The 25,830-nt window shown below is 61.1% G+C and carries 23 protein-coding genes; 13 read left to right on the forward strand and 10 right to left on the reverse strand.

Translation table 11 applies throughout. The features are described from left to right. Window positions 1–289: 289 nt before the first annotated feature. From DXT77_RS04560 to DXT77_RS04595, 9 genes are all read left to right on the forward strand, one after another. Window positions 290–640 (forward strand): hypothetical protein, encoded by a 351-nt coding sequence (locus DXT77_RS04560; RefSeq protein ID WP_305955952.1) that lies wholly within the window; start codon window positions 290–292, stop codon window positions 638–640. Window positions 641–674: 34 nt separating this feature from the next. After that, on the forward strand, window positions 675–845 hold the full coding sequence (locus tag DXT77_RS29875; RefSeq protein WP_167443788.1) for a hypothetical protein: 171 nt from the start codon (window positions 675–677) through the stop codon (window positions 843–845). 178 nt (window positions 846–1,023) lie between these two features. Further along, the gene (locus tag DXT77_RS04565) at window positions 1,024–2,517 is read left to right on the forward strand and encodes a YifB family Mg chelatase-like AAA ATPase (protein ID WP_119426785.1); all 1,494 of its coding nucleotides are present in this window, start codon (window positions 1,024–1,026) and stop codon (window positions 2,515–2,517) included. A 372-nt stretch (window positions 2,518–2,889) separates the two neighbouring features. Continuing rightward, window positions 2,890–4,056: a hypothetical protein gene (locus DXT77_RS04570; protein WP_119426786.1), complete on the forward strand. Its 1,167-nt coding sequence runs from the start codon at window positions 2,890–2,892 to the stop codon at window positions 4,054–4,056. Between the two features lie 59 nt (window positions 4,057–4,115). Beyond that, the gene (locus tag DXT77_RS04575; protein ID WP_305955953.1) at window positions 4,116–4,679 is read left to right on the forward strand and encodes an adenylyl-sulfate kinase; all 564 of its coding nucleotides are present in this window, start codon (window positions 4,116–4,118) and stop codon (window positions 4,677–4,679) included. After that, the gene (locus DXT77_RS04580) at window positions 4,676–5,425 is read left to right on the forward strand and encodes a class I SAM-dependent methyltransferase (protein WP_096817321.1); all 750 of its coding nucleotides are present in this window, start codon (window positions 4,676–4,678) and stop codon (window positions 5,423–5,425) included. Before DXT77_RS04575 ends, DXT77_RS04580 begins: the two co-directional genes overlap by 4 nt. Before the next feature lie 6 nt (window positions 5,426–5,431). Then, window positions 5,432–7,747: a PEP-utilizing enzyme gene (locus tag DXT77_RS04585; RefSeq protein ID WP_119426788.1), complete on the forward strand. Its 2,316-nt coding sequence runs from the start codon at window positions 5,432–5,434 to the stop codon at window positions 7,745–7,747. Beyond that, complete coding sequence (locus tag DXT77_RS04590; protein ID WP_119426789.1) at window positions 7,744–8,340, forward strand: gamma-glutamyl-gamma-aminobutyrate hydrolase family protein; 597 nt, start codon at window positions 7,744–7,746, stop codon at window positions 8,338–8,340. Before DXT77_RS04585 ends, DXT77_RS04590 begins: the two co-directional genes overlap by 4 nt. Window positions 8,341–8,359: 19 nt before the next feature. After that, window positions 8,360–9,073, forward strand: a complete 714-nt coding sequence (locus DXT77_RS04595) for a phosphocholine cytidylyltransferase family protein (RefSeq protein ID WP_119426790.1) — start codon at window positions 8,360–8,362, stop codon at window positions 9,071–9,073. 14 nt (window positions 9,074–9,087) lie between these two features. On the opposite strand, the gene DXT77_RS04600 is transcribed toward DXT77_RS04595, so the two are convergent. Continuing rightward, window positions 9,088–11,064, reverse strand: a complete 1,977-nt coding sequence (locus DXT77_RS04600) for a methyl-accepting chemotaxis protein (protein WP_119426791.1) — start codon at window positions 11,062–11,064, stop codon at window positions 9,088–9,090. Between the two features lie 182 nt (window positions 11,065–11,246). After that, on the reverse strand, window positions 11,247–12,167 hold the full coding sequence (locus DXT77_RS04605) for a LysR substrate-binding domain-containing protein (protein ID WP_119426792.1): 921 nt from the start codon (window positions 12,165–12,167) through the stop codon (window positions 11,247–11,249). A 157-nt stretch (window positions 12,168–12,324) separates the two neighbouring features. Here DXT77_RS04605 and DXT77_RS04610 point away from each other — a divergent pair, with 157 nt between their 5' ends. Further along, window positions 12,325–13,719: a NorM family multidrug efflux MATE transporter gene (locus DXT77_RS04610; protein ID WP_119426793.1), complete on the forward strand. Its 1,395-nt coding sequence runs from the start codon at window positions 12,325–12,327 to the stop codon at window positions 13,717–13,719. 109 nt (window positions 13,720–13,828) lie between these two features. Here DXT77_RS04610 and DXT77_RS04615 read toward each other — a convergent pair whose 3' ends face one another. Then, window positions 13,829–15,499: a bifunctional diguanylate cyclase/phosphodiesterase gene (locus tag DXT77_RS04615; protein ID WP_119426794.1), complete on the reverse strand. Its 1,671-nt coding sequence runs from the start codon at window positions 15,497–15,499 to the stop codon at window positions 13,829–13,831. A gap of 264 nt (window positions 15,500–15,763) precedes the next feature. On the opposite strand from DXT77_RS04615, the gene rep reads away from it, so the two are divergent. Both rep and DXT77_RS04625 read left to right on the forward strand, forming a co-directional pair. Continuing rightward, a complete protein-coding gene (rep, locus tag DXT77_RS04620; RefSeq protein ID WP_119426795.1) occupies window positions 15,764–17,773 on the forward strand; it encodes a DNA helicase Rep in 2,010 nt (669 codons plus the stop codon). 58 nt (window positions 17,774–17,831) lie between these two features. Continuing rightward, the gene (locus DXT77_RS04625) at window positions 17,832–18,404 is read left to right on the forward strand and encodes a xanthine phosphoribosyltransferase (RefSeq protein WP_007954497.1); all 573 of its coding nucleotides are present in this window, start codon (window positions 17,832–17,834) and stop codon (window positions 18,402–18,404) included. A gap of 126 nt (window positions 18,405–18,530) precedes the next feature. Here the strand turns inward: DXT77_RS04625 and DXT77_RS04630 are convergent, their stop codons facing one another. The 6 genes from DXT77_RS04630 to dadA form a co-directional block, all read right to left on the reverse strand. Further along, on the reverse strand, window positions 18,531–20,453 hold the full coding sequence (locus tag DXT77_RS04630) for an acetyl-CoA hydrolase/transferase C-terminal domain-containing protein (RefSeq protein ID WP_119426796.1): 1,923 nt from the start codon (window positions 20,451–20,453) through the stop codon (window positions 18,531–18,533). Between the two features lie 136 nt (window positions 20,454–20,589). After that, window positions 20,590–21,006 (reverse strand): cytochrome c5 family protein, encoded by a 417-nt coding sequence (locus tag DXT77_RS04635; RefSeq protein WP_025112727.1) that lies wholly within the window; start codon window positions 21,004–21,006, stop codon window positions 20,590–20,592. Between the two features lie 182 nt (window positions 21,007–21,188). Continuing rightward, entirely contained in the window at window positions 21,189–21,737 is a 549-nt protein-coding gene (locus DXT77_RS04640; protein WP_003229444.1) for a cupin domain-containing protein, read from the reverse strand. An 89-nt stretch (window positions 21,738–21,826) separates the two neighbouring features. Beyond that, window positions 21,827–22,900: an alanine racemase gene (gene alr / locus DXT77_RS04645; protein WP_119426797.1), complete on the reverse strand. Its 1,074-nt coding sequence runs from the start codon at window positions 22,898–22,900 to the stop codon at window positions 21,827–21,829. A 95-nt stretch (window positions 22,901–22,995) separates the two neighbouring features. After that, window positions 22,996–23,349 (reverse strand): RidA family protein, encoded by a 354-nt coding sequence (locus DXT77_RS04650; RefSeq protein WP_039765240.1) that lies wholly within the window; start codon window positions 23,347–23,349, stop codon window positions 22,996–22,998. Continuing rightward, the gene (dadA, locus tag DXT77_RS04655; RefSeq protein WP_085708888.1) at window positions 23,321–24,625 is read right to left on the reverse strand and encodes a D-amino acid dehydrogenase; all 1,305 of its coding nucleotides are present in this window, start codon (window positions 24,623–24,625) and stop codon (window positions 23,321–23,323) included. Before dadA ends, DXT77_RS04650 begins: the two co-directional genes overlap by 29 nt. A gap of 154 nt (window positions 24,626–24,779) precedes the next feature. On the opposite strand from dadA, the gene DXT77_RS04660 reads away from it, so the two are divergent. Next, window positions 24,780–25,268, forward strand: a complete 489-nt coding sequence (locus tag DXT77_RS04660) for an Lrp/AsnC ligand binding domain-containing protein (RefSeq protein ID WP_003177284.1) — start codon at window positions 24,780–24,782, stop codon at window positions 25,266–25,268. 102 nt (window positions 25,269–25,370) lie between these two features. Here DXT77_RS04660 and DXT77_RS04665 read toward each other — a convergent pair whose 3' ends face one another. Beyond that, on the reverse strand, window positions 25,371–25,724 hold the full coding sequence (locus DXT77_RS04665) for a YkgJ family cysteine cluster protein (protein ID WP_119426798.1): 354 nt from the start codon (window positions 25,722–25,724) through the stop codon (window positions 25,371–25,373). Window positions 25,725–25,830 lie beyond the last annotated feature (106 nt).

The raw sequence follows: 25,830 nt of genomic DNA on the forward strand, positions 1-25,830 counted from the left end.
CTTACGTAAGTACCGTCCTACAAGGACTGTCCCCCACGCCTGATTACGTGAGTATCCCCGCCTTCGCTACCTTCTGCGGCCTGATCCAAACAGAACTCAGACAATGCGAAGAAAAGGAAAAGGTACCGAGCTCCGTAATCAGACACTCAAATCCGAAGCCCGCAAACTTGCACACCAAGCCGTATCTATGAACCCGGAAGCATTAGCAGCCGGGGTGGAAGCAACATCACTCGGAATTGAGCCAATTACTCCTGTAGCAATCAATGCATACCACCAGTGGAGCGGGCCCGTGAGCTATCCATGGGATGAAGTGCTGAAGTGGAAAACCAAAGACGCAAAGGGTCTGGACCTGGCTTTTTGGTACGAAGGAGAACTGTGCGGCTTGTGTTACGCAACCCCGCGCAAAAGCACGATCTGTATAAAAATCATCCTTTTGCAGGGACGAACTGGCAGAACCCACACCTTGCGAGGCTGGATCGCACCCATGGCGCTACTGACAACTGAATTCTACGCACGGAGACTGGGATGCACTGAAATCGAGGTCCAGGAACCTGACTCTGGCGCCATCCCTTACTATCAAAAACTTGGCTTTCATTTCGACACAACCGACCGCCTTGTCTTTCCACTGGACGACCAATAAGATCGACTCATTCATCCAGACACGAGAGGTGTCTATGAAACAGAAAAAACAGAAAAAACAGCCGTTACTCGCATCCAGGCTTCGTGCAGAAACGCCCAGTTTGGCCGATACGGTTTCTGCCAGTCAGCGGCACTTTTTGAAGGTCGCCGCAGCCTATGGCAAAGAATTGGAGCCTGATGGCTGGCTCGCCGGTGGCGGAACCTGAATCCCGCATTAAAAGACCGTCTAGTAGGCGGTTTTTTTACGCCTGAAGACTATTCATTTCGATTCCAGCAACATCCAGTGAAGCTTTGCCCAGGCAACTGTTCCTTCAACTTCCTCCTCCCCGACTATCCTTAAAAAACCGCAGGAAGCGGCCCCTCGATTCAACTCAAGGAACGACCATGTCCCTCGCCATCGTCCACAGTCGCGCCCAGATTGGCGTGGATGCTCCCGCCGTCACCGTCGAAGTCCATCTGGCCAACGGCTTGCCCTCGCTGACCATGGTCGGCCTGCCCGAGGCGGCGGTAAAAGAGAGCAAGGACCGGGTGCGCAGCGCGATCATCAATTCCGGGCTGCAGTTTCCGGCGCGGCGGATCACCTTGAACCTGGCGCCGGCAGATCTGCCCAAGGATGGCGGGCGGTTCGATCTGGCGATTGCGCTGGGGATTCTGTCGGCGAGCGTGCAGGTGCCGACGTTGACGCTGGATGACGTGGAATGCCTCGGTGAGCTGGCGTTGTCCGGCGCTGTGCGGGCGGTGCGCGGGGTGTTGCCGGCGGCACTGGCGGCGCGCAAGGCCGGGCGGACGCTGATGGTTCCGCGGGCGAATGCCGAAGAAGCGTGCCTGGCATCAGGGCTGAAGGTGATCGCGGTGGATCATCTGCTGGAGGCGGTGGCGCATTTCAATGGGCATACGCCGGTCGAACCTTATGTTTCGGACGGGTTGATCCATGCCACCAGACCCTATCCCGACCTGAATGAAGTTCAGGGTCAACTGGCAGCCAAGCGCGCGCTGCTGATAGCGGCGGCGGGCGCGCATAATCTGCTGCTCAGCGGGCCACCGGGAACGGGCAAGACGTTGCTGGCCAGTCGATTGCCGGGGTTGCTTCCGCCTCTGGCCGAGAGTGAAGCGCTGGAAGTGGCTGCGATTCAGTCGGTCGCCAGTGGCGCCCCGCTCACCCACTGGCCGCAACGGCCCTTTCGCCAACCTCACCATTCAGCCTCCGGGCCGGCACTGGTCGGTGGCAGTTCAAAACCTCAGCCCGGCGAAATCACCCTTGCCCACCACGGCGTGCTGTTTCTCGACGAACTGCCGGAGTTTGATCGCAAGGTGCTGGAGGTACTGCGCGAACCCCTGGAGTCCGGGCATATCGTCATCGCGCGCGCGAAAGATCGCGTGCGCTTCCCTGCACGCTTTCAACTGGTTGCGGCAATGAACCCGTGCCCCTGCGGATATTTGGGCGAGCCGACGGGGCGCTGCTCGTGCACCCCGGACATGGTGCAGCGTTATCGCAACAAGCTGTCGGGGCCGTTGCTGGACCGGATCGATCTGCACCTAACCGTTGCACGGGAAGCCACTGCACTGAACCCGACAATGAAGCCCGGCGAGGACAGCGCCAGTGCAGCGATTCAGGTCGCCGAAGCCCGGGAGCGACAGCAAAAGCGTCAAGGCTGCGCCAATGCATTTCTGGATCTGCCGGGGTTGCGCAGACACTGCAAGTTATCCACAACCGATGAACACTGGCTGGAGTCTGCATGCGAACGGCTGACACTTTCACTGCGTTCGGCGCATCGGTTGCTCAAGGTTGCACGGACACTGGCCGATATAGAGAAGGTTGATGCCATCTCCCGCGAACATCTGGCCGAAGCGCTTCAGTATCGCCCGGCGACGCAATGACAGGATGGACAGGTGCTTGCTGGCGATCTTTGCCGACTGAAAATAAAGTCCGCACGCGCTGATAGCCATTAGCCAAGATGTGATATAACGACGGCGCTCTTCATCAGGCACCAGAGCTTTTAGTTAAAAGCTCAAACTTTAAAGCAATATAAAATGGAGGCGGCACATCATGGAAAAGATCTCTTCAGCCCACCGGGCGCAATATATTTGATCAATTAAAATCGTCATAAAACGGCATGTTCCCAAACAACGGCCGATGACAGATTTTCAATGGCTAATTCGCCAAGACAATATCAATCAGTTAATTGTCAACGCGCGCCAGCCGACCCAACTTGTTTTTGCCACGGCAAATTTTATAAGCACAAGTCAATAATGAAAAACGTCTATTTGATCAGCAATGTCACCCGTGGCGGCAAAACATACCTCGAATACCTGATCCCTGCACTTGATGCCCTGCGCAACACTTACAACTGCATCGTCCTGCAAACAGACAAGACGGGGCTGAGCCGGCAAGAGGCAGAAGAGATCCTCGATTACCCGGTTCAGCAGGTAGGCGTAGAGGTGATCTCGAACCTGGAATCACAAATCGTCATTTCAAACGATGCCTGGGTTGGCCGCGTGCTCGACGATTCGAACTTTGGCATCTTCCTGACCCACGGCAATATCGGAATGCCGACCAGGGACAAGTATTACTACGCCGAACTGACGTCCTATTGGGACGTGGTCATTGCTTCGTCCCGATCAGGTTTTGACCTGATCAAAACCGGCCTGCAACGCTACAGGCCCGACAGAAAAGCCCTGAAATCCCTGATCGCCGATGGCATTGCATTGCGCACCGACATGCGCAAGACAAGTCCGGTCGCGACGTTGCCAATCAAGGTTCCCCGGTTCTTCGAGTCCGCTCCCGTGTCGAACAGGACATCGGGGGACTACGTTGTCGGGCTGCTGCCGACCCAATTGGGTATTTGCCCAAGTGGCGCGTCGCTGTACGAAAACCTGCAAACCGTGATCAATGCCGTCAGGTCACAGATTGCACATGCCCGGTTCATCCTGCGTCCGTACATGGCTGACCTCGAGCATCCAACCCTTAAGGACCTATGCAAACAGCTCTCTGTGTATGACTGGATCACCATAGACAAGCCAGGCACCAGCAGCACGGTTTTCTACCAGCAGTGCGACACCATCATTACCGACGCCTCGACCGGTGGTGTGTCGTTCATGCTCAACTCGTGCAAGCTGCCAATCTATTACGTTCCGACCTCCGATGAATGCAATCCGATTGTCGACGCCTGGCTGCAACAGATGAACAACTTGCTGCCCATCGCGAAAAACGGCGACGAACTAAAAGAGCTGGCACTGGGTTTCAGTCTGATGTCCCCCGACGACAATTATTTTATATACAAGAAGTTCTACGAAACACAGTACCGCAACTTGCCGTTACCGCAGGATGTGTTTCATGACTTGATCGAGAACAAGCATGACTCGATGTTCTGCCAGTCAACTATCGACTCATTTGGCAATATCAAAGAGCGTGACTGAACACAGATAAACCGCGTTGAACCTGCTGCAAGGTTCAACGCCAGATACCCACACGGAACATTGGTCAGAACGCTATGAAATGTGACCCTCGCGCGCAGGTGATATGGATTACGGGCCTCTCGGGCGCCGGCAAATCAACGCTGGCCGGTGAGCTCGTTGCCCGTCTGCGCAGCAATGGCCAATCGGTTGTGATGCTCGATGGCGATGAGTTGCGCGAGGTGTTCGGCGCCACTGCTGCCAACTCGCAGAACCATGGCCGTGAAGGTCGACTCGCGCTGGCCGTGCAATACGCCCATCTCTGCAGAATGATCGCGGCGCAAGGCCACACCGTGGTGATCGCAACGATCTCGCTGTTTCGTGAAGTTCATGCGTGGAACCGCGCCCATCTGCCCGGTTATTTCGAGGTTTACCTGAAAGTGCCGGTAGAGGAGCTCAGCCGCCGGGATCCCAAGGGCATCTACCGTCGGTTTCATGCCGGTGAACTGAACAACGTTGCCGGACTTGACCTGCCCGTTGATGAACCGCAAGCGGCGGACTGGCTGGTTGAATTCGACCCCCTGCGCTCCGGGCAAAGCCTGGCAGACGATTTACTCAATAAAATTTATACAAGGAATCTGGTATGAAAACCGAATGGGATTACACCACCCTGGCCGACGCCTATCTGAAGCGTCCTGACTATGCCGATGCCGCCATCGACGCGATGCTCTCGATCGCAGGTGCCGAACAGGGCGACAAGTTCTGCGACGTCGGCGCCGGTGTTGCTCACCTGACGCTGATGCTGGCCGCTCGCGGCCTGGACGTCACCGCCGTGGAACCCAACGATGCGATGCGCGCCAACGGCATCAAGCGCACCGCCGAGCTGGCCAATGTCAAATGGCACGAAGGCACCGGCGAAGTGACCGGCCAGGCGACCCAGGCGTTCGACATGGTCACCTTCGGCAGCTCGTTCAACGTCTGCGACCGCCAACAGGCCCTGAAAGAAACCGCGCGCATTCTCAAGCCTCGTGGCTGGTTCGCCTGCATGTGGAACCACCGCAATCTTGAAGACCCGATCCAGGCCCGGATCGAAGCCATCATCAAGGAGCGCGTACCGGGTTATGGCTACGGCACCCGTCGCGAAGACCAGACGGCCGTGATCGACGCCAGCGAACTGTTCGGCCCGGTCGTACACCTCGACGCCCGAGTCATTCACGAGCAGAGCATCGAAGAATGCCTGGAAGCCTGGCGCTCCCACGCCACGCTGGAGCGTCAGGCCGGTGCGAACTTCCACGAAGTGATCAGCGCCATCGACGACTACCTGAAAGGCCTGAAGACGCCTTCGATCCAGATTCCGTACTCGACGAACATTTGGGTCGCCCAGCTGAGATAACGCCTGATGGCCCTGCATTTCTCTACCAAGGCCGGCACGCTGTCCAGCCTGCAAGGACGACTCGCGTCGGCCCGCATTGCGCCGCTGCTGGCATTCACCGTGGCGGACTGGCAACGGGATCGGCAAGCCTGTGTCCAGGCTATCCAGGGGCGGCTGCCTGCCGCGCCCTGGATCGTGCGGTCCAGCTGCGGACGCGAAGACAGCGCCCAGGCGTCCTTCGCGGGCGCCTTCCTGTCGATCCCGGATGTCGATGACGCAGGGCTGGCCTCGGCGGTTGAACAGGTGATCGCCAGTTACGGCGAGGTGTATCCGTCGGACGAGATCCTGATCCAGCCCATGCTGCGGAATGTGCTGCGCTCCGGCGTCGCGTTTTCCCACGACCCCAACACCTGCGCCCCCTATCGCGTCGTGAACTGGTCGGAAGGCAGCGACACCGCCTCGGTGACCGGTGGCATGGGCGGTCGGCTCTGGCAGCAGGCCGCCCACAGCAAAGTTGCAGCACCTGCGTCCCTCGTGCCCGTGATTGGCTTGCTCGAAGAGCTGCTGCCGCTATTCGGCGGCGTGCCGCTCGATTGCGAGTTTGCAATCACTGGTGAAACCGACGGCGAAGCGCTCTGGCTGTTACAGGCCCGGCCGCTGATTCTGCCTTCCCGTCCGGAATCCGAGGCGGAGCAGGCCGCACGCCTGGAAAGCATTCAGCGCAAAGTGGCGCGCGGCATGCGACCCCATCCTTTCCTGATCGGCCAGCGCACGGTCTACGGCGTGATGCCTGACTGGAACCCGGCCGAGATCATCGGTATCCGGCCCAAGCCGTTGGCACTCTCGCTGTACCGGGACCTGGTGACCGACTCCATCTGGGCGTACCAGCGTCACAACTACGGCTACCGAAACTTGCGCAGCTTTCCGCTGATGCCGCACTTTTTCGGCCTGCCCTATATCGATGTGCGTTTGTCGTTCAACTCCTTCATTCCGGCAGATCTTGATGAAGACCTGGCCGGGCGGCTGGTCGACTACTACATCGATCGGTTGCTGGCCGAGCCGACACTCCACGACAAGGTGGAGTTCGAAATCGTGTTCTCCTGCTACACCCTGGATCTGTCGCAACAACTGGAACGCCTCGCCGATGCAGGCTTCCAGCCCCACGAGCTGGACGCTATCAGCACCAGCCTGCGCAAGCTGACCAACCGTATCGTCCACCCCAAGGACGGTCTGTGGCGTAGCGATGCCAACAAACTCGATGTGCTCAATGCCCGCCGCGATGAGTTGCTGGCTTCCGCTGCCGATCCGCTGGAGCGCATTTACTGGTTGCTGGAAGATGCGAAACGCTACGGCACCCTGCCCTTCGCCGGTCTGGCCCGCGCCGGCTTCGTCGCCGTGCAGATGCTCAGGTCGCTGGTGACCGTAGGTGTGTTTTCGCAGGCAGACTACGATGCGTTCATGGCCGGTGTTTCCACCGTCAGCGGGCAATTGGCACGCGATCGGGCGACGCTCGACAAGGCGACTTTCCTGGCGCGTTACGGGCATCTGCGACCGGGCACCTACGACATCCTTTCACCGCGCTACGATGAAGCGCCGGAGCTCTATTTCGACTGGACTCAACGCCCGGCCGCCCCGGAACCCCTTCAACCGTTTTCGCTGACGCTGCCGCAGATGCGCGAGATCGTGAAACTGCTCGAAGCCCATGGCTTGCAGCCCGATCCGGTCGGTTTGCTGGACTTTCTGCAGAACGGTATCGAACTGCGGGAACTGGCCAAGTTCCACTTCACCCGTAATCTCTCCGACGCGCTGGCATTGATTGCGCAGGTCGGAGCCGAGCACGGCATCGGTCGCGAAGACCTGGCCTATTGCGATATCCGCGCCTTCACCGAACTGCACGTGGCGGCAGCGGATCCGAAAGAGGTACTGCTGCGCAGCATCGAACAGGGCAAGGCGCGCTATGCCGAGACGCTCAAGGTCTCCCTGCCGCCGGTGATCACCCGACCGGAAGATGTCTGGTGTTTCGAGTGGCCGGAAACGGCGCCCAATTTCATCACCCAGAAACGCGTGACCGCGCCGGTTGTGCTGTGCGACGACCGGGACAAACTCGCCGGGGCGATCGTCTGTATTCCCAACGCGGATCCGGGGTTCGACTGGTTGTTCGCCTACCCGATTGCCGGATTGATCACAGCGTGGGGCGGCGCCAATTCGCACATGGCGATCCGTGCCGGCGAACTGGGCTTGCCGGCCGTCATTGGTGCGGGTGAAGTGCTTTACCGGCGCTGGTCGACGGCGGATTTCCTGCACCTGGATTGCCCGGGCCGCCGGGTGGAGATGATGGCATGAAGGTTGTCGCCGTCAGTCAGCGAGTGGACAGTCACCCGGAACGCGGAGAAACCCGTGATGCGCTGGATCAGCGACTGATCGGTTTCCTTCTGGCAGCCGGGTTCGTCCCGGTGCCAGTGCCCAACGGCTTGCCGCTCGATCACTGGCTGGCGGCCGTCGCGCCCCACGCCATCGTGCTGTCGGGGGGCAATGACATCGGGGAGTGCCCGGCCCGCGACCGCACCGAAAGCGAGTTACTGGATCACGCAAACGCGCGTCAGTTGCCAGTGCTGGGCATTTGTCGCGGCATGCAGATGCTGGCGCACTGGTCCGGTGGCGAGCTGAAACCGGTCACCGGTCATGTGCGAACCCGACATCGGTTGTCCGGCCGGATCGTTGCCGAAGTGAACAGCTATCACGGCCTCGCCCTTGCTGGCTGCCCGCAGGGGTTTGAAGTCATGGCCCGCAGCGAAGACGGGGAAATTGAAGCCATCCGCCACCTTCAACTGCCGTGGGAAGGCTGGATGTGGCACCCGGAACGTGAAGCGGATTTTGCCTCCCACGACCTGACGCGAATCCAGCAGTTGTTCGGCGAACCCCACTCCTCTCAATAACCCACGGGATAGACGTGTTGTGAAAGCCATTATTCTGGCTGCCGGACGTGGCAGCCGCATGAAAAGCCTCACGGATGAGCGCCCCAAGTGCCTGGTCGAATTGCGGGGCAAACCGCTGCTCGAATGGCAGCTGGAGTCCCTGCGCGCGGCCGGTATCAGTGAAATCGCCGTGGTCACCGGCTATAAACGTGAGTTGCTGGCCGAACGTGGTCTGATCGAGTTTCACAACCCGCGCTGGGCGGACACCAACATGGTCTCGTCACTGGCCTGCGCCGAATCGTGGCTGCTGGGGCAGCCGTGCATCGTGAGTTATTCCGATATTTTCTACAGCCCGGCTGCGGTTCAGTCGTTGATGACCAACACGGCGTCACTGGCGGTGACCTATGACCCCAACTGGCTGGAACTGTGGACGCAACGTTTCGGCGACCCGTTGCTGGATGCCGAAACCTTCCGCCTGACCGACGCCGGTACGCTGGCGGAAATCGGCAACAAGCCGCAATCGGTGGACGAAGTTCAGGGCCAATACATGGGGCTGCTGCGCTTCACCCCCGAGGGCTGGGCAGAGGCCGTTCGGCTAAGAGCCGAACTGACCCCGGAACAACGCGACAAGATGCACATGACCAACACTCTGCAGCGCGTCATCGATGCAGGCCGGGTTCCCATCGAGGCCGTTGCCTACACGGGAGAGTGGGGAGAAGTCGACTCCAGCGAAGACCTCTCCGCGTACCAGTAAGCGGATACGCCATCTCAACGGAAACGGTCGACCTCTTGGCGCAGGTCGGCCGCCAGGCTTTCCAGTTCCTTCGCAGTAATCGCCAGGTTCGACACCACTTCGCGCTGCTCGCTGTTGGCCATCGCAATGCTCTGCAAATTGCTGCTCAACAACGTCGCGGTACTGCTCTGCTCCTGAGTCGCGGTAGTGATCGCGGCAAACTGCTGACCCGCCGAACGGCTCTGCTCATCGATCCGCGCCAGCGCCGAAGCAACGTTGGCGTTACGCGACAGGCCTTCCTGCATCAGCACATTGCCCTGCTCCATGGTGCTGATGGCGTTGCCGGTTTCCTGCTGGATGCTGTGGATCATCCCGGAGATTTCGTCAGTCGCCTGACGGGTGCGCGACGCCAGATTTCGCACTTCGTCAGCCACCACGGCAAAGCCGCGGCCCTGTTCACCGGCACGGGCCGCTTCGATGGCTGCGTTGAGCGCCAGCAGGTTGGTCTGTTCGGCAATCGAGGTGATCACGCTGACGATGCCGCCGATTTCCTGGGAGCGCTGACCGAGCGTGTTGATCACGGTCGCCGTGGTGTTCAGCGCGCCGGCAATCTGCTCCAGCGAGGACGATGCCTCTTCCATCGAGCTACGACCGATCTGGGTCTGCTGCGCGTTTTCCTGGGCCAGACGCTGGGTGTTGCCCATGTTGTCGGCAATGTTCAGCGAGGTGGCAGAGAACTCTTCAACCGCACCGGCCATGCTGGTGATTTCGCCGGACTGCTGCTCCATGCCTTCGTATGCGCCACCGGACAGACCGGACAGTGCCTGCGCACGGCTGTTGACCTCCTCCGAGGCGCGGCGGATGTGCTCGACCATGGTCGACAGCGCCTGGCTCATCTGGTTGAACGCACGGGCCAACTGGCCGATTTCATCGTTGCTCGACACATTCAGGCGCACGCTCAGATCGCCGGCACCCAAGGCTTCGGCCTGACGCACCAGATCACCCAGCGGCTGCAGTTTGCTGCGCAGCAGCCATACCGCCGAGCCGACCGCGATCAGCATCGCCAGCAGGCTGCCGATGGCCAACTGGAAGCCAACGCTCCAGGTCACCTCGCGGATCTCGGACTTCGGCATACTCGCCACCACCGCCCACGGTCCACCTTCGAAGGGAACGGCGATGCTGTAGAAGTCTTCGGACTTGTCGCTCCAGAACCGGCCTTTGCCCGGTGCTTTCGCCAGGCCATTCACCACCGGCACTGCTTGATCCGGAGCCTGCACGCCCGCCGGCGCGACCAGCCATTTGTTCTGCTCGTCCAGCAGCGCCAGAGAACCGCTCTGGCCGATGCGGAAACGCTTGAGGTTGTCGAACTGGGCGTTCTGCGCGTCGGTGTAATCGAAGCCGACGAACAGCACAGCGATCACCTTGCCGCTGCTGTCACGCACCGGAGTGTACTGAGTCATGTAGGAGCGATCGAACAGCAGTGCACGGCCGACGTAGCCCTGCCCTGCCATCAACTTCGCGTAGGCCGGGTGCGCGTGATCGAGCAAGGTGCCGATGGCGCGGCTGCCGTCCTGTTTGGTCAGCGAGGTGCTGACCCGCACGAAGTCTTCGCCGCTGCGCACGAACAGCGTGGCAACGCCCGCCGTCATCTGCTTGAACTCGTCGACTTCCTTGAAGTTGTTGTTCAACACTTCGCTGCCCAGGTGCAGGCCCGGGGTCTGGGTGCCTGCCACGCTGACCGGCTCGTCCGGGTGAATGCTCAGGCCCGCGCTGAAGCGCTTCTCGAACAGCCCGCTCAGGCGCTGGGTGCTTTCACGCAGCGTGCCGTGGAAGGTGCTCAACTGGTCGGCGAGCAGACGTGCCTCGCTGGCCAGGTGTTCTTCACGGGTGGCGAGGTTGGCGGTGTCCAGCGAACGCAGGGCGAACACCGTACTGCCACTGATGACAACCGCCAGTATCACGGCGAGCGCAAGGCCCAGCTGCGAGGCGATCCGGGCGCGAGGTTGAGACATGGACAGCTCCTGGCCGAGTCTGCGGATCCTCCCTGATCGCGGCTCGGAAAAATTCTAATAATGGGGGTGATGCGTGGAACCGGCACGACGGTTCCACTTGGACGTATTCGGCGGTGAACGCGAATACTTGAGCGCACAGCAGGGTTATGGCACGAGGCCGGCATTGTGGCGGCTCGAACGTTTCAGCTCAAGCGCGCGACCACCGGCAGTTCCATCGCTCGAACTTCGCCCTGAAGGAAATCACTGAGCCGGCGCAAACGTTCACCTCCCGGACGAGTCTTTGGCCACACCAGGTAGTAATTCAGGCCGCTGGCGACCGCCGTCGGCCACGGCAGACTCAAACGTCCTTGCGCCACATCCTCGGCCACCATCAGCAGATCGCCCATCGACACGCCATAACCCCGGGCCGCCGCGATCATCCCCAGTTCCAGGGTATCGAACACCTGCCCGCCCTTGAGCGATACCTGATCCGACAACCCCATGTGCTCCAGCCAGCTGCGCCAGTCGCGGCGATCCGGGGTCGGGTGCAGCAATTCGGTGGCGGCCAGTCGCGCCACATCCCAGGGCTGGTCATTGAGCAGGTTGGGCGCACCCACCGGGATCAGCTCTTCCGGGAACAACAGGCTGGCCTCCCAGTCCGGCGGAAAATGCCCGTCGCTCAACAGCACCGCGCAATCAAACGGTTCGTTGTTGAAGTCCACCGAATCCACGTCCATCCAGGCACTGGTCAGTTGCACTTCATTACCCGGCTGCAAATGGCGGAAGCGACTGAGCCGCGCCAGCAACCAGCGCATGGTCAGGGTCGACGGGGCTTTCATGCGCAGGATGTCATCTTCGGCGCGCAAGGTATTGCAGGCCCGCTCAAGCGCCGCAAAGCCTTCACGGATGCCGGGTAACAGCAGGCGCGCGGATTCGGTCAGTTGCAGGTTGCGTCCGCTGCGGTGGAACAGCCGACAGGCGAAGTGCTCTTCGAGCGTGCGGATATGCCGGCTCACCGCACTCTGAGTGATCGACAACTCTTCGGCGGCGCGGGTGAACGAACTGTGCCGCGCCGCAGCTTCGAATGCACGCAGGGCATACAAGGGTGGAAGACGACGGGACATGCACAGCGCTCCAATGGCGGGATTGCGCCAACTTAGCAGAATCTCGGCTAGATGAGTTTTAATCATGCCACCCATCCTTTTTATCCCTTTGTGCAACCCGCGCCAAACCCTGAGAATCGACGGTCTCTTGCTCCCCCTTTTATAAGGATGTGAAACCATGCAGCGTCCTGTGCGTACCGAACTCTGGGCCATCCTGCGGCTGGCGGGGCCGTTGATCGCCTCGCAGTTGGCGCACATGTTGATGGTGCTGACCGACACCCTGATGATGGCCCGCCTCAGTCCCGAAGCACTGGCCGGCGGCGGGCTGGGCGCGGCCAGTTACTCGTTCGTGTCGATCTTCTGCATCGGCGTGATCGCGGCGGTCGGCACCCTGGTGGCAATCCGTCAGGGCGCCGGCGACATTATCGGCGCCGCCAGACTGACCCAGGCCGGACTCTGGCTGGCGTGGCTGATGGCGCTGGGCGCCGGGTTGCTGCTGTGGAACCTGAAACCGGTGCTGTTGCTGTTCGGCCAGACCGAGACCAACGTCAACGCCGCCGGGCAATTTCTGATCGCCCTGCCGTTCGCCCTGCCCGGCTATCTGAGCTTCATGGCCTTGCGCGGCTTCACCAGCGCCATCGGCCGGGCGACGCCGGTGATGGTCATCAGCCTCGCCGGCACGGTGGCCAACTTCCTGCTCAATTACGCGCTGATCACCGGCATGTTCGGCCTGCCGAAACTGGGGCTGACCGGTATCGGTCTGGTTACCGCGATTGTCGCCAACTGCATGGCACTGGCGCTGGCCTGGCATATCCGTCGGCATCCGGCCTACGACGCTTACCCGCTGCGCGAGGGCCTGTCGCGGCCGAACCGGCAGTACCTGAAAGAATTGTGGCGCCTGGGCCTGCCGATTGGCGGCACCTATGCAGTGGAAGTCGGACTGTTCGCCTTCGCGGCGCTGTGCATGGGCACCATGGGCAGTACGCAACTGGCGGCGCACCAGATTGCCCTGCAAATTGTTTCGGTGGCGTTCATGGTGCCGGCGGGGATGTCGTATGCGATCACCATGCGCGTCGGCCAGCATTACGGCGCCGGGCAATTGAACGATGCGCGGATGTCCGGGCGAGTTGGCATCGTCTTTGGTGCAGTGGTGATGCTGGGGTTTGCGATGGTGTTCTGGCTGTTGCCGAACCAGCTGGTCGGTTTGTTCCTCGACCATAACGACCCGGCGTTTGCCGAGGTGATTCGGCTGGCCGTGAGCCTGTTGGCGGTCGCGGCATGGTTCGAGTTGTTCGACGGTACGCAGACGATTGCCATGGGCTGCATTCGCGGACTCAAGGACGCCAAGACCACCTTCCTGGTCGGGCTCGGTTGCTACTGGCTGATCGGTGCGCCAGCGGCGTGGTTGATGGCGTTCCATCTGCACTGGGGGCCGACCGGCGTCTGGTGGGGTCTGGCGCTGGGCCTGGCCTGCGCGGCGATCAGCCTGACGCTGGCGTTCGAATGGAAGATGAAGCGGATGATTCGGCTGGAGCCGCAATCTCGAGGATTCAAGATCGCTCAGGCCGAATGAAGATTCCCTTGTGGGAGCGGGCTTGCTCGCGAAGAGGGTGTGTCAGTGATCAATAATTCGACTGATACTCCGCCATCGCGAGCAAGCTCGCTCCCACAGGGATTTGAAGCTAAACCACAATACCCAGCGGAGGCTGGCTGGCGTCAGCAATCAGATAGTCAACCAGCTCCGCCAACGGCAACGGCTTGCTGATCAGGTAACCCTGTACCTGATCGCAGCCGAATCCGCGCAACAGATCCAGTTGTTCCCGGGTTTCCACCCCTTCGGCCACCACTTCCAGGTGCAGGTTGTGCGCGAGGTTGATCATCGCGTGCACCAGTTTGCGGTTTTCTTCGCGCTGTTCCATGCCGCCGACGAAGCTTTTGTCGATCTTCAGCAGGGTAATCGGCAGGCTGTTGAGGTGCACGAACGACGAAAACCCGGTGCCGAAATCATCCAGCGAAAAGCGCACGCCGAGGCGACCTAGGGCGTCCATGGTCTGTTTGACCAGATCGCTGCGGCGCATCACGGCGGTTTCGGTGAGTTCGAATTCCAGCCATTGCGCCTCGACCCCACGCTCGGCAATCAGACGACTGAGCGTCGGCAGCAACTGGCTGTCCTGAAACTGGCGGAACGACAGGTTGATCGCCATGTGCAGCGCCGGCAATCCGTGCTCGCGCAAGGCCTGCATGTCACGCAGGGCCCGGGAAATCACCCAGTACCCCAGCGGCACGATCAGACCGCTCTGCTCGGCCAGCGGCACGAATTCGCTTGGCGGCAACAGGCCGCGCTCGCTGTGACGCCAGCGCACCAGGGCTTCGAGGCCGACGATCTGGCCGTCCTGCATGTCCAGGCGTGGCTGGTAATGCAGCTCTAGTTCGTCGCGGCGCAACGCCCGGCGCAGTTCGCTTTCGAGGTCGGCGATGCTGCGAGCGTTGCGGTTGATTCGTTCGTTGAAGATGTGAAAGGTGCAGCCCTGCGTGCTCTTGGCCTGCTGCATGGCGATGTGCGCATGCCACATCAGCGGATCGGCGCCACCTTGGGCGCGGGCGTGTGCAATGCCCAGACTGGAGCCGATCAGCAGGCTTTCACCGTCGATCCAGTAAGGCTCGGCCAAGGCTTCGGTGATGCGCTCGGCCATCCATTCGGCCCGTTGCGGGGCGCGGCGGGTGTCGATCAGCAGGGCGAACTCATCGCTGCCCAGGCGCGCCAGTTGATCGCCGGCCTCCAGCTGGCTTTTCAGCCGGGCGACCACTTGCAGGATCAACCGGTCGCCGGCCTGATGGCCGAGGGCGTCGTTGGCGTAGCGGAAGTTGTCGAGATCGAGGTGCCCGAGAGCCAGACCGCGACCGTCATTTTCGGCAAGGCGCGCGGTCAGCAAGGTCTGGAAGCCCTGACGGTTGGCAATGCCGGTCAAGGGATCCTGTTCGGCCAGACGTTGCAGGGTGTTTTCCAGCACGCCGCGTTCGCGCACATGGCGCAGGCAACGACGAAGCATGCCGGCATCGAGGGCATCGAACACCAGCCAGTCGCTGACGCCATCGGGCGCGGTCGCCGGCTCGTGTTCCAGCAGCAGCACGGTCGGCAGGCTGCAACGGCCGGGGGCCGGCTGCAAGGCGGGAACGGTCAACAACACCGCATGGCGGTTGTCTTCGAACAGACTGCTGACCGACTCCCAGCTCGGCGCGCTGATCAGCACCGCCGCGCTCCCCAACGGAGCCAGACACTCGCGCAATAACGCTGTCCACGCTGGCTCTTCGGCCAGTAGCAGCAAACGCAAGGGTTCGACAGGCGTAGTCAAGCTGACTCCCTAGACTCTGCAATGATGTGGGCGGCGGGCATTATGCCGTTCTGCCAACCAATGACCAAATGACAACGGTTATCAGAACGTTATTTTGTGTCATGAATGAGAACATTAGCCGCAAAATCACCGCGCATCCTGCGTGAAAGTATCAAAACCGGCAAATTTGAATCGCGTGGTGCGTCACAAGTCGGAGAGAGCAGCACAAATCGCTGAGCCTGTTAAAATGCCGGCCCATTTCGTCAACGACTCCCGAATTTTCGTATGTCCCGACTCAATCCCCGGCAGCAAGAAGCCGTGAACTACGTCGGCGGCCCTCTATTGGTGCTCGCCGGTGCTGGCTCCGGCAAGACCAGCGTGATCACGCGCAAGATCGCGCACCTGATCCAGAACTGCGGCATCCGTGCCCAGTACATCGTCGCCATGACCTTCACCAACAAGGCCGCGCGCGAGATGAAGGAACGGGTCGGCACCCTGCTGCGCCCCGGCGAAGGTCGCGGCCTGACGGTCTGCACCTTCCACAACCTGGGCCTGAACATCATCCGCAAGGAACATGAACGGCTGGGCTACAAACCCGGTTTCTCGATCTTCGACGAGACCGACGTCAAGTCGCTGATGACCGACATCATGCAGAAGGAATACGCAGGCGACGACGGCGTCGACGAGATCAAGAACATGATCGGCGCCTGGAAAAACGACCTGATCCTGCCGGCCGTGGCCCTGGAAAACGCCCGCAACCCCAAGGAACAGACCGCCGCCATCGTCTACACCCACTACCAGCGCACGCTCAAGGCGTTCAACGCGGTGGACTTCGACGACCTGATCCTGCTGCCGGTGAAACTCTTCGAAGAGCACGCCGACATCCTCGAAAAGTGGCAGAACAAGGTGCGTTACCTGCTGGTCGACGAATACCAAGACACCAACGCCAGCCAGTACCTGCTGGTGAAAATGCTCATCGGCAAACGCAACCAGTTCACCGTGGTAGGCGACGACGACCAGTCGATCTACGCCTGGCGCGGCGCACGGCCGGAAAACCTGATGCTGCTCAAGGACGACTATCCGTCCCTGAAAGTGGTGATGCTGGAGCAGAACTACCGCTCCACCAGCCGCATCCTGCGCTGCGCCAACGTGCTGATTTCGAACAACCCCCACGAATTCGAAAAACAGCTGTGGAGTGAGATGGGCCACGGCGACGAGATCCGCGTGATCCGCTGCCGCAACGAGGATGCCGAAGCCGAGCGCGTGGCCATGGAAATCCTCAGCCTGCACTTGCGCACCGATCGCCCGTACAGCGATTTCGCGATCCTCTATCGCGGCAACTACCAGGCCAAGCTGATCGAGCTGAAACTGCAGCACCACCAGGTGCCGTACCGTCTGAGCGGCGGCAACAGCTTCTTCGGTCGCCAGGAAGTGAAAGACCTGATGGCCTACTTCCGCCTGATCGTGAACCCGGACGACGACAACGCCTTCCTGCGCGTGATCAACGTGCCGCGCCGCGAGATCGGCTCGACGACCCTGGAAAAACTCGGCAACTACGCCACCGAACGCAAGATCTCGATGTACGCCGCCACCGATGAACTCGGCCTGGGCGAACATCTGGACAGCCGCTTCACCGATCGCCTGTCGCGCTTCAAGCGCTTCATGGACAAGGTGCGCGAGCAGTGCGCCGGCGAAGACCCGATCTCCGCCCTGCGCAGCATGGTCATGGACATCGATTACGAGAACTGGCTGCGCACCAACAGCTCCAGCGACAAGGCCGCGGACTACCGGATGAGCAACGTCTGGTTCCTGATCGAAGCCTTGAAAAACACCCTGGAAAAAGACGAAGACGGCGAAATGACCGTCGAGGACGCCATCGGCAAACTGGTCCTGCGTGACATGCTGGAACGTCAGCAGGAAGAGGAAGACGGCGCCGAAGGCGTGCAGATGATGACCCTGCATGCGTCCAAGGGTCTGGAATTCCCTTACGTGTTCATCATGGGCATGGAAGAGGAAATCCTACCGCACCGTTCCAGTATCGAAGCCGACACCATCGAAGAAGAACGCCGCCTGGCCTACGTGGGCATTACCCGCGCGCGCCAGACACTCGCGTTCACCTTCGCCGCCAAGCGCAAACAGTACGGCGAGATCATCGACTGCGCCCCAAGCCGCTTCCTCGATGAGCTGCCGCCGGACGACCTGGCCTGGGAAGGCAACGACGACACACCGACCGAAGTCAAAGCCGTGCGCGGCAACAACGCACTGGCTGATATACGCGCGATGTTAAAGCGCTAGAATTGACCACTTTTTTTAAAACCTTAGGGCGCACAAGGCGCCAACAGAGGACAGCTTCATGGAAGCCCTGCACCAGAAAATCCGCGAACTAGGCATTGTGCTTTCCGACCAGGTCCTGAAGGTCGACGCCTTCCTGAACCACCAGATCGACCCGGCCCTGATGAAGCTGATCGGCGACGAATTCGCCACGCTGTTCAAGGATTCGGGCATCACCAAGATCGTCACCATCGAAGCCTCGGGCATCGCCCCGGCGATCATGACCGGTCTGAACCTCGGCGTGCCGGTGATCTTCGCCCGCAAGCAACAGTCCCTGACCCTGACTGAAAATCTGCTGTCGGCGACCGTCTACTCGTTCACCAAGAAGACCGAAAGCACCGTGGCCATCTCCCCGCGCCACCTGACCAGCAGCGATCGCGTGCTGATCATCGACGACTTCCTGGCCAACGGTAAGGCGTCCCAGGCGCTGATTTCGATCATCAAGCAGGCCGGCGCCACCGTCGCGGGTCTGGGCATCGTGATCGAGAAGTCGTTCCAGGGCGGCCGTGCGGAGCTGGATTCCCAGGGTTACCGCGTCGAGTCGCTGGCTCGCGTGAAGTCGCTGAAGGATGGCGTGGTGACTTTCATCGAGTAAGCAGCACCGCACTTCCCTTGTGGGAGCCAGCCTGCTGGCGATGGCGTCGTGTCAGTCAATATCTTCATGACTGGCGGACAGCAATCGCCAGCAGGCTGGCTCCCACAGTTGCTTTGGGTGTTGGAGTTATTGCGCGGTGGCCTTCAGGCCAGTGAGCAACAACCGCTGAAACAGGTCTTCCTTCAGGCCTTCCGGGTGGGTGAGCTGCATGCGCGCCAGATGCTCCGGATACAATGAAGCCTCAGGCGCATCCAGCGCTGCCTTGCCCAGCTCCAGAATCTCCGTCAGCTTGAACTTGCTCTTGAGCCAGTTCAGCGCCCGCAGCAGATCCTTCTCGACCTCGTTGAAATCGCAGCCCAGCGGATACTCCGGAAACAGGTTCGGGTGCCGTGCGGCAATCGCCTGCATGCGTTGCGGGGTGTTGTCGGTGAAGCGCGGATCGAGACGGAAATCCTTCGGCAGCTTGCCGAGCTTCTGCGCCTGCTCGATCAGGCCCTGCTGGAAGCGTGAGTCGCTTATGTTCAGCAGCGCCTCGATCACCACCGCATCGGACTTGCCACGCAGATCGGCGATGCCGTACTCGGTCACCACGATGTCGCGCAGATGCCGCGGAATCGTGCAGTGGCCATATTCCCAGACAATGTTCGAACTGACATCGCCGCCGGATTCTCGCCAGCTGCGCAGCAACAGAATCGAGCGCGCATCGTGCAGCGCATGGCCCTGGGCGACGAAGTTGTATTGCCCGCCAACGCCGCTGAGCACCCGGCCATCCTGTAGCTGATCGGACACCCCGGCCCCGAGCAGGGTCATGGTGAACGCGGTATTGATGAATCGAGCATCAACGCGCTGCAGGCGTTTGAGTTCTTCCTGGCCGTACAGCTCGTTGATGTAGCTGATGCGGGTCATGTTGAATTCAAGACGTTTGCTGTGGGGCAGCTCGCGCAGGCGCTCATAGAAACTGCGCGGCCCGAGGAAGAAGCCGCCGTGCACTGATATGCCGTCGGTCTGTGCCGCCTCGTCGAGGGTGCCGGCGTTGGCCTGTTCCTGGGTCTGCACGTCCGGGTAGACCTTGCGCCGGATGATCCCGGCGTCCGCCAGCACCAGCAGGCCGTTGACGAACATCTCGCTGCACCCGTAAAGGCCCTTGGCGAACGGCTCGATGCCGCCCTCGCGTTCGATCAGTTCCGCCCACTGGCTGAGGTTCACATCGGTCAGCAACTCCCGGTAGCCGGTATTGTCAGCCTGACGCGCCAGCAACGCGGCGGTCAGCGCATCGCCCATCGAGCCGATGCCGATCTGCAAGGTGCCGCCGTCGCGCACCAACGTACTGGCGTGCAGACCGATGAAGTGATCCTGAAAGCCGACGGGCATGTTCGGCGTGGAAAACAGCGTGCTGCTGTCCTTCTCGTCGATCAGCAGGTCGAAAGTGTCGATGTCAACTTCGGCATCGCCGGGCATGTACGGCAACTCGGTGTGCACCTGGCCGACCAGCAGAATGGTCTCCCCCGCCGCCCGGCGTTTGGCGATCATGGGGAACAGGTCGAGGGTGATGTCCGGGTTGCAGCTCAGGCTCAAGCGATCGGGATGTTCGCTGCTGCTGGCGAGCAACTGCGCCACCAGGTTCAGCCCGGCGGCGTTGATGTCGCGGGCGGCGTGGCTGTAGTTGCTGCTGACGTAATCCTGCTGGGCCGGCGCGCTGTTGAGCAGGCTGCCGGGCTGCATGAAGAACTGCTCGATGCGGATGTTGGCCGGCAGGCTGTCACGGCGCAGATCGGCGAGGAAATCCAGTTCCGGATAATCACCGAACACCCGCTCGACGAAGGGTTCGATGAAGCGCTTCTGCAAGCCATCGCCCAAGGCCGGACGACCGAGGCACAGGGCGGTGTAGATCGTCAGCTGCCGTTCGGGCAATCCGGCAATCCGCCGGTACAGCGCGTTGACAAAGGGATTGGGTTTGCCCAGCCCTAGCGGCAGGCCCATGTGGATATGCGCCGGCAACCGTGCCAGAACGTCGTCCACTGCCTGTTCGATCGAACACAACTGCACCATCTGAAGCCTCCCGCCCGTTCCGTGAATAGAGGTACGACCGAGATTGCCGGTTGTTTGCTGCAATGAACAGCCTCGGCCCCGAATCGCAGGCACAAAAAAACCGTCCTAAGACGGTTTTTTTCGTCAGAAGCGCGCCTTATTTCAGGCCGGACATCTTCTGGATAGCGCCTTTGAGCTCGTCATCCGAGCAATCGGCGCAGGTGCCTTTCGGAGGCATCGAGTTCAGGCCGGTGATGGCTTTGGCCAGCAGGCCGTCGAGGCCGCCCTGGTGATCGGCACGGTCTTTCCAGGCTGCCGCGTCACCGATTTTCGGTGCGCCCAGCAGGCCGGTGCCGTGGCAAGCGTTGCAATGTTTGGCAATCACTTCGTCCGGCGTCTTCGCGCCGCCACCGCCGCCTGCCGAAGCGGCGACTTCCATCCCCTTGCACTCTTGCCCTTGAACACACACCTGGCCGACAGGCTCGAGGCGTTTGGCAATGTCGTCATTCGTCGCAGCTTGAGCGCTGACAGCCCAGAGGGCCAGTACGGTTGCTGGTGCAGCCAGCATTTTCATAATTAGATTCACGCGTTCACCCTCAATGGTGGCTATTCACGCCTGCGGCCACGGTTCGCAGGCGGGCGCAAGTATAGCGGGTAGCCCGCCACACTGAAACAACCCCAAAGTTAAAGGGGTCTTGTTGCGCATCGGTCAAACAGTCCGGACACCTTTGCCGCAGTGGCCTGGCGTCTCTCGGTTTAAAAGTTCGCCGGCGTGGCTGCGCTGATTAGTCGCGCCGGTGCGTCGAACGGATTACGGAAACGATGCGGCTTGGTACTTTCAAAGTAGTAGCTGTCGCCGGCTTCGAGGATAAAAGTTTCAAGGCCCACCACCAGCTCCAGACGACCTTCCACCAAAATCCCGGTTTCCTCGCCTTCGTGGGTGAGCATTTCTTCGCCGGTGTCGGCGCCCGGCGGATAGATTTCATTGAGAAACGCGATGGCCCGGCTCGGGTGCGCACGACCGACCAGTTTCATGGTCACGGCACCGTCGGAAATGTCGATCAGCTCGTTGGCCTTGTAGACGATCTGGGTCGGTTTTTCCTGGAGGATTTCTTCGGAAAAGAACTCGACCATGGACATGGGAATCCCGCCCAGCACCTTCCTCAGCGAACTGATCGAAGGGCTGACACTGTTCTTTTCGATCATCGAAATGGTGCTGTTGGTGACGCCCGCGCGCTTGGCGAGTTCACGCTGGGAAAGCCCTTTGAGCTTGCGGATCGATTGCAGTCGTTCACCGACGTCCAAGGCTTGGGCCTCCTGAGTGTTGTAGAAATATTGAGCGTTATCATGGCGACAGCGTTCAGTATTTACAACACTTGGGCCCGGCCCCGGCTTCAACCCTCGGAATAGAGCCTTGGCACCCGACGCAGGTTGCAGAAGATCTGGTACGGAATGGTGTCCGCCCACTTCGCCACGTCGCTGGCGAGGATGTTCTTGCCCCACAGCTCGACGGTCGAACCCAGGCCTGCTTCCGGCACGTCGGTCAGGTCGATGCAGAGCATGTCCATCGACACACGACCCAGTATGCGACTGCGCTTGCCCGCCACCAGCACCGGGGTTCCGGTCGGCGCCTGGCGCGGATAACCGTCGGCGTAACCCATGGCGACCACGCCGATGCGCATCGGTTTGTCGGTGACGAATTTCGCGCCGTAACCCACCGGCTCGCCGGCCGGCAGTTCGCGCACGCTGATGACTTTCGATTCCAGGGTCATCACCGGTTGCAGACGCTCGGCCACGGCGTTGGCTTCTTCGAACGGGGTGGCGCCGTAGAGCATGATGCCCGGGCGCACCCAGTCGCTGTGAATCTGTGGCCAGCCCAGCACGGCCGGTGAGTTGCGCAGGCTGACTTCGGCCGCCAGGCCCTGACGCGCAGCCTCGAACACGGCAACCTGATCGGCGCTGCTCTGCTCATGCAGCTCATCGGCCCGGGCGAAGTGGCTCATCAGCACGACTTTCGCCACTTTGCCGCTGGCCAGCAGACGCTGGTAAGCCGTCGAATAATCTTTCGGATGCAAGCCAACGCGGTGCATGCCCGAATCGAGCTTCAGCCACACGGTGATCGGTTTGCTCAACGCCGCCTGCTCGATGGCTTCTAGCTGCCACAGCGAATGCACCACGCACCAGAAATCGTGCTCGACGATCAGCGCCAGCTCATCGACCTCGAAAAAGCCTTCGAGCAACAGCACCGGCGCACGAATCCCGGCGGCACGCAGCTCCAGGGCTTCTTCGATACACGCCACCGCGAAGCCGTCCGCTTCAGCCTCCAGCGCCTGGGCGCAACGCACTGCGCCATGGCCGTAGGCATCGGCCTTGATCACCGCCAGTGCCTTGGCACCAGTGATTTCACGGGCGATACGGTAGTTGTGACGCAGGGCTTGAAGGTCGATCAGGGCACGGGCAGGACGCATGGCAGCAGACTTCTTGGCGGTCATGGGAATAAAAACCGGTGCTGGCTGACGACGTGAACCGCCAACAACACCGGGAGAGGGATCTTTACAACGGTTTACGGCAATGCGGCGACGATGGAGATCTCGACCAGAATGCTCGGCTTGGCCATCTTCGCTTCGACGGTGGCGCGGGCCGGGGCGGCGCCTTTGGGCAGCCACTGGTCCCACACCGAGTTCATCCCGGCGAAGTGCGCCTCGATGTCGTTCAGGTAGATCGTCGCCGACAGCAGATGCTGTTTGTCGGTGCCGGCCAGATCGAGCAGACGCTCGATGTTGGCGAGTACGTCGCGGGTCTGCTGTTCGACACCGGCGTTGAAGTCATCGCCGACCTGCCCGGACAGATACACCGTACCGTTGTGGCTGACGATCTGACTCATGCGCTCATTGGTGAGCTGGCGCTGGATTGCCATGCTTTGCGGACTCCTGGGTCTTGTTGCCATAACGGGAAATATCGAGGCCTTCGGCACTGATCTGCGGCTTTTTCTTCGCCATCAGGTCAGCCAGCAAGCGACCGGAGCCGCACGCCATGGTCCAGCCGAGAGTGCCGTGACCGGTGTTCAGGAACAGGTTCTTGAACGGTGTGGCGCCGACGATCGGGGTGCCGTCCGGTGTGGTTGGACGCAGGCCGGTCCAGAAACTCGCTTCGGCCAGGTTGCCGCCCTGAGGATAAAGGTCGTTGACGATCATCTCCAGGGTTTCGCGCCGACGCGGGTTCAGCGACAGGTCAAAACCGGCGATCTCCGCCATGCCGCCGACGCGGATGCGGTTGTCGAAACGGGTGATTGCGACCTTGTAGGTCTCGTCGAGAATGGTCGAAGTCGGGGCCATGGCCGGGTTGGTGATCGGCACAGTCAGCGAGTAACCCTTCAACGGATAGACCGGGGCCTTGATGCCCAGCGGCTTGAGCAGTTGCGGCGAGTAGCTGCCGAGGGCCAGCACGTAGCGGTCGGCGGTCTCCAGCTTGCCGTCGATCCACACGCCGTTGATGCGGTCACCGGCGAAGTCGAGGCGCTGGATGTCCTGATTGAAACGGAATTCCACACCCAGGTTCACGGCCATTTCGGCGAGGCGGGTGGTGAAGATCTGGCAGTCGCCGGTCTGGTCGTTCGGCAGGCGCAGGGCACCGGCGAGGATGTCGGTGACGCTGGCCAGCGCCGGCTCGACGCGGGCAATGCCGGCGCGGTCGAGGACTTCGAACGGCACGCCGGACTCTTTGAGGACGGCGATGTCCTTGGCGGCGCCATCCAGCTGCGCCTGGGTGCGGAACAGCTGCGTAGTGCCCAGGCTGCGACCTTCGTAGGCGATGCCGGTTTCTGCGCGCAATTCGTCGAGGCAGTCGCGGCTGTACTCGGACAGACGCACCATGCGCTCCTTGTTCACCGCGTAACGGTTGGCGGTGCAGTTGCGCAGCATCTGCGCCATCCACAGGTACTGGTCGATGTCGGCGGTGGCCTTGATCGCCAGCGGTGCGTGGCGTTGCAGCAGCCACTTGATGGCCTTGAGGGGAACGCCTGGCGCGGCCCACGGCGAGGCATAGCCCGGCGAGACCTGGCCGGCGTTGGCGAAACTGGTCTCCATGGCCGCGGCTGGCTGCCGGTCGACCACCACCACTTCAAACCCGGCACGGGCCAGATAGTAAGCACTGGCGGTACCGATGACGCCGCTACCCAAGACCATAACGCGCATTTTTGTATCCCTCTCGCGGCGTGCCGCGTACGTCTGTTGTTAGAGCAATGATGCGCGCAGTGTAAAAAAGATTCGCCAGTGCTTTTCACTGTATAAGCGCCTATATTTGGCGACAATTCTCGGCAAAAACCCTTTTCACGGAGGCGCATCCCCTATGCGTACCAACACTCAGACCAAACGTGAGCTGGACAAGATCGACCGCAACATCTTGCGGATCCTGCAGGCGGACGGGCGGATTTCATTCACTGAACTGGGCGAGAAGGTCGGGCTTTCCACCACGCCGTGCACCGAGCGGGTGCGGCGCCTGGAGCGCGAGGGGATCATCATGGGCTACAACGCCCGGCTGAATCCGCAGCACTTGAAGGGCAGCCTGCTGGTGTTCGTCGAGATCAGCCTCGACTACAAGTCCGGCGACACGTTCGAAGAGTTCCGACGCGCCGTGCTGAAATTGCCCCACGTGCTGGAGTGCCACCTGGTGTCAGGGGATTTCGACTATCTGGTGAAGGCGCGGATTTCCGAGATGGCCTCGTACCGCAAGCTGCTGGGCGACATCCTGCTCAAGCTGCCGCACGTGCGCGAATCCAAGAGCTACATCGTGATGGAAGAAGTGAAAGAGAGCCTGAGCCTGCCGATTCCGGATTGAGACTGGCGGTGCGACCATCGCCAGCAGGCTGGCTCCCACAGGAACACCGCTGTACCCGTGGGAGCTAGCCTGCTAGCGATGCGGGCAACTCGGTTCAACTGACTAAACCAGCACCTGCCGGTTTTCGGCCATGTACTCGAACACCTGCTTCTCGACTCGTGGGTGAATCAGCTCCACCGGCCGCCGGCCGTTGGGGCACGGCAAGGTCCGGGTGGTGCCGAACAAACGGCAGATCAGCGGCCGCTCGTCATACACCGTGCAGCCGCTCGGCCCCAGGTGCACGCAGTTGAGTTCTTCCATGGCCGCGTCCTGCTCGGCGCGGGTCTTGCGCGGCAGGCGGGCCATTTCCTCGGGCGAAGTGGTCACCGGCCCGCAGCAGTCATGACAGCCCGGCACGCACTCGAACGTGGGAATCTGCTGACGCAGGGTGCGGATTTTCTGACTGTTGCAGCTCATTGCAGCGGTAACCGGAGCGAAATAGGCGGCAATTGTGCCGCAAAAGCCGTGATCCAGACACCACGGGGCGACCAATGTTGCCCGGCCTCGGGCCTGCGGCTTATGC

The organism is Pseudomonas sp. 91RF (assembly GCF_003576265.1).
GTDB lineage: Bacteria > Pseudomonadota > Gammaproteobacteria > Pseudomonadales > Pseudomonadaceae > Aquipseudomonas > Aquipseudomonas kribbensis.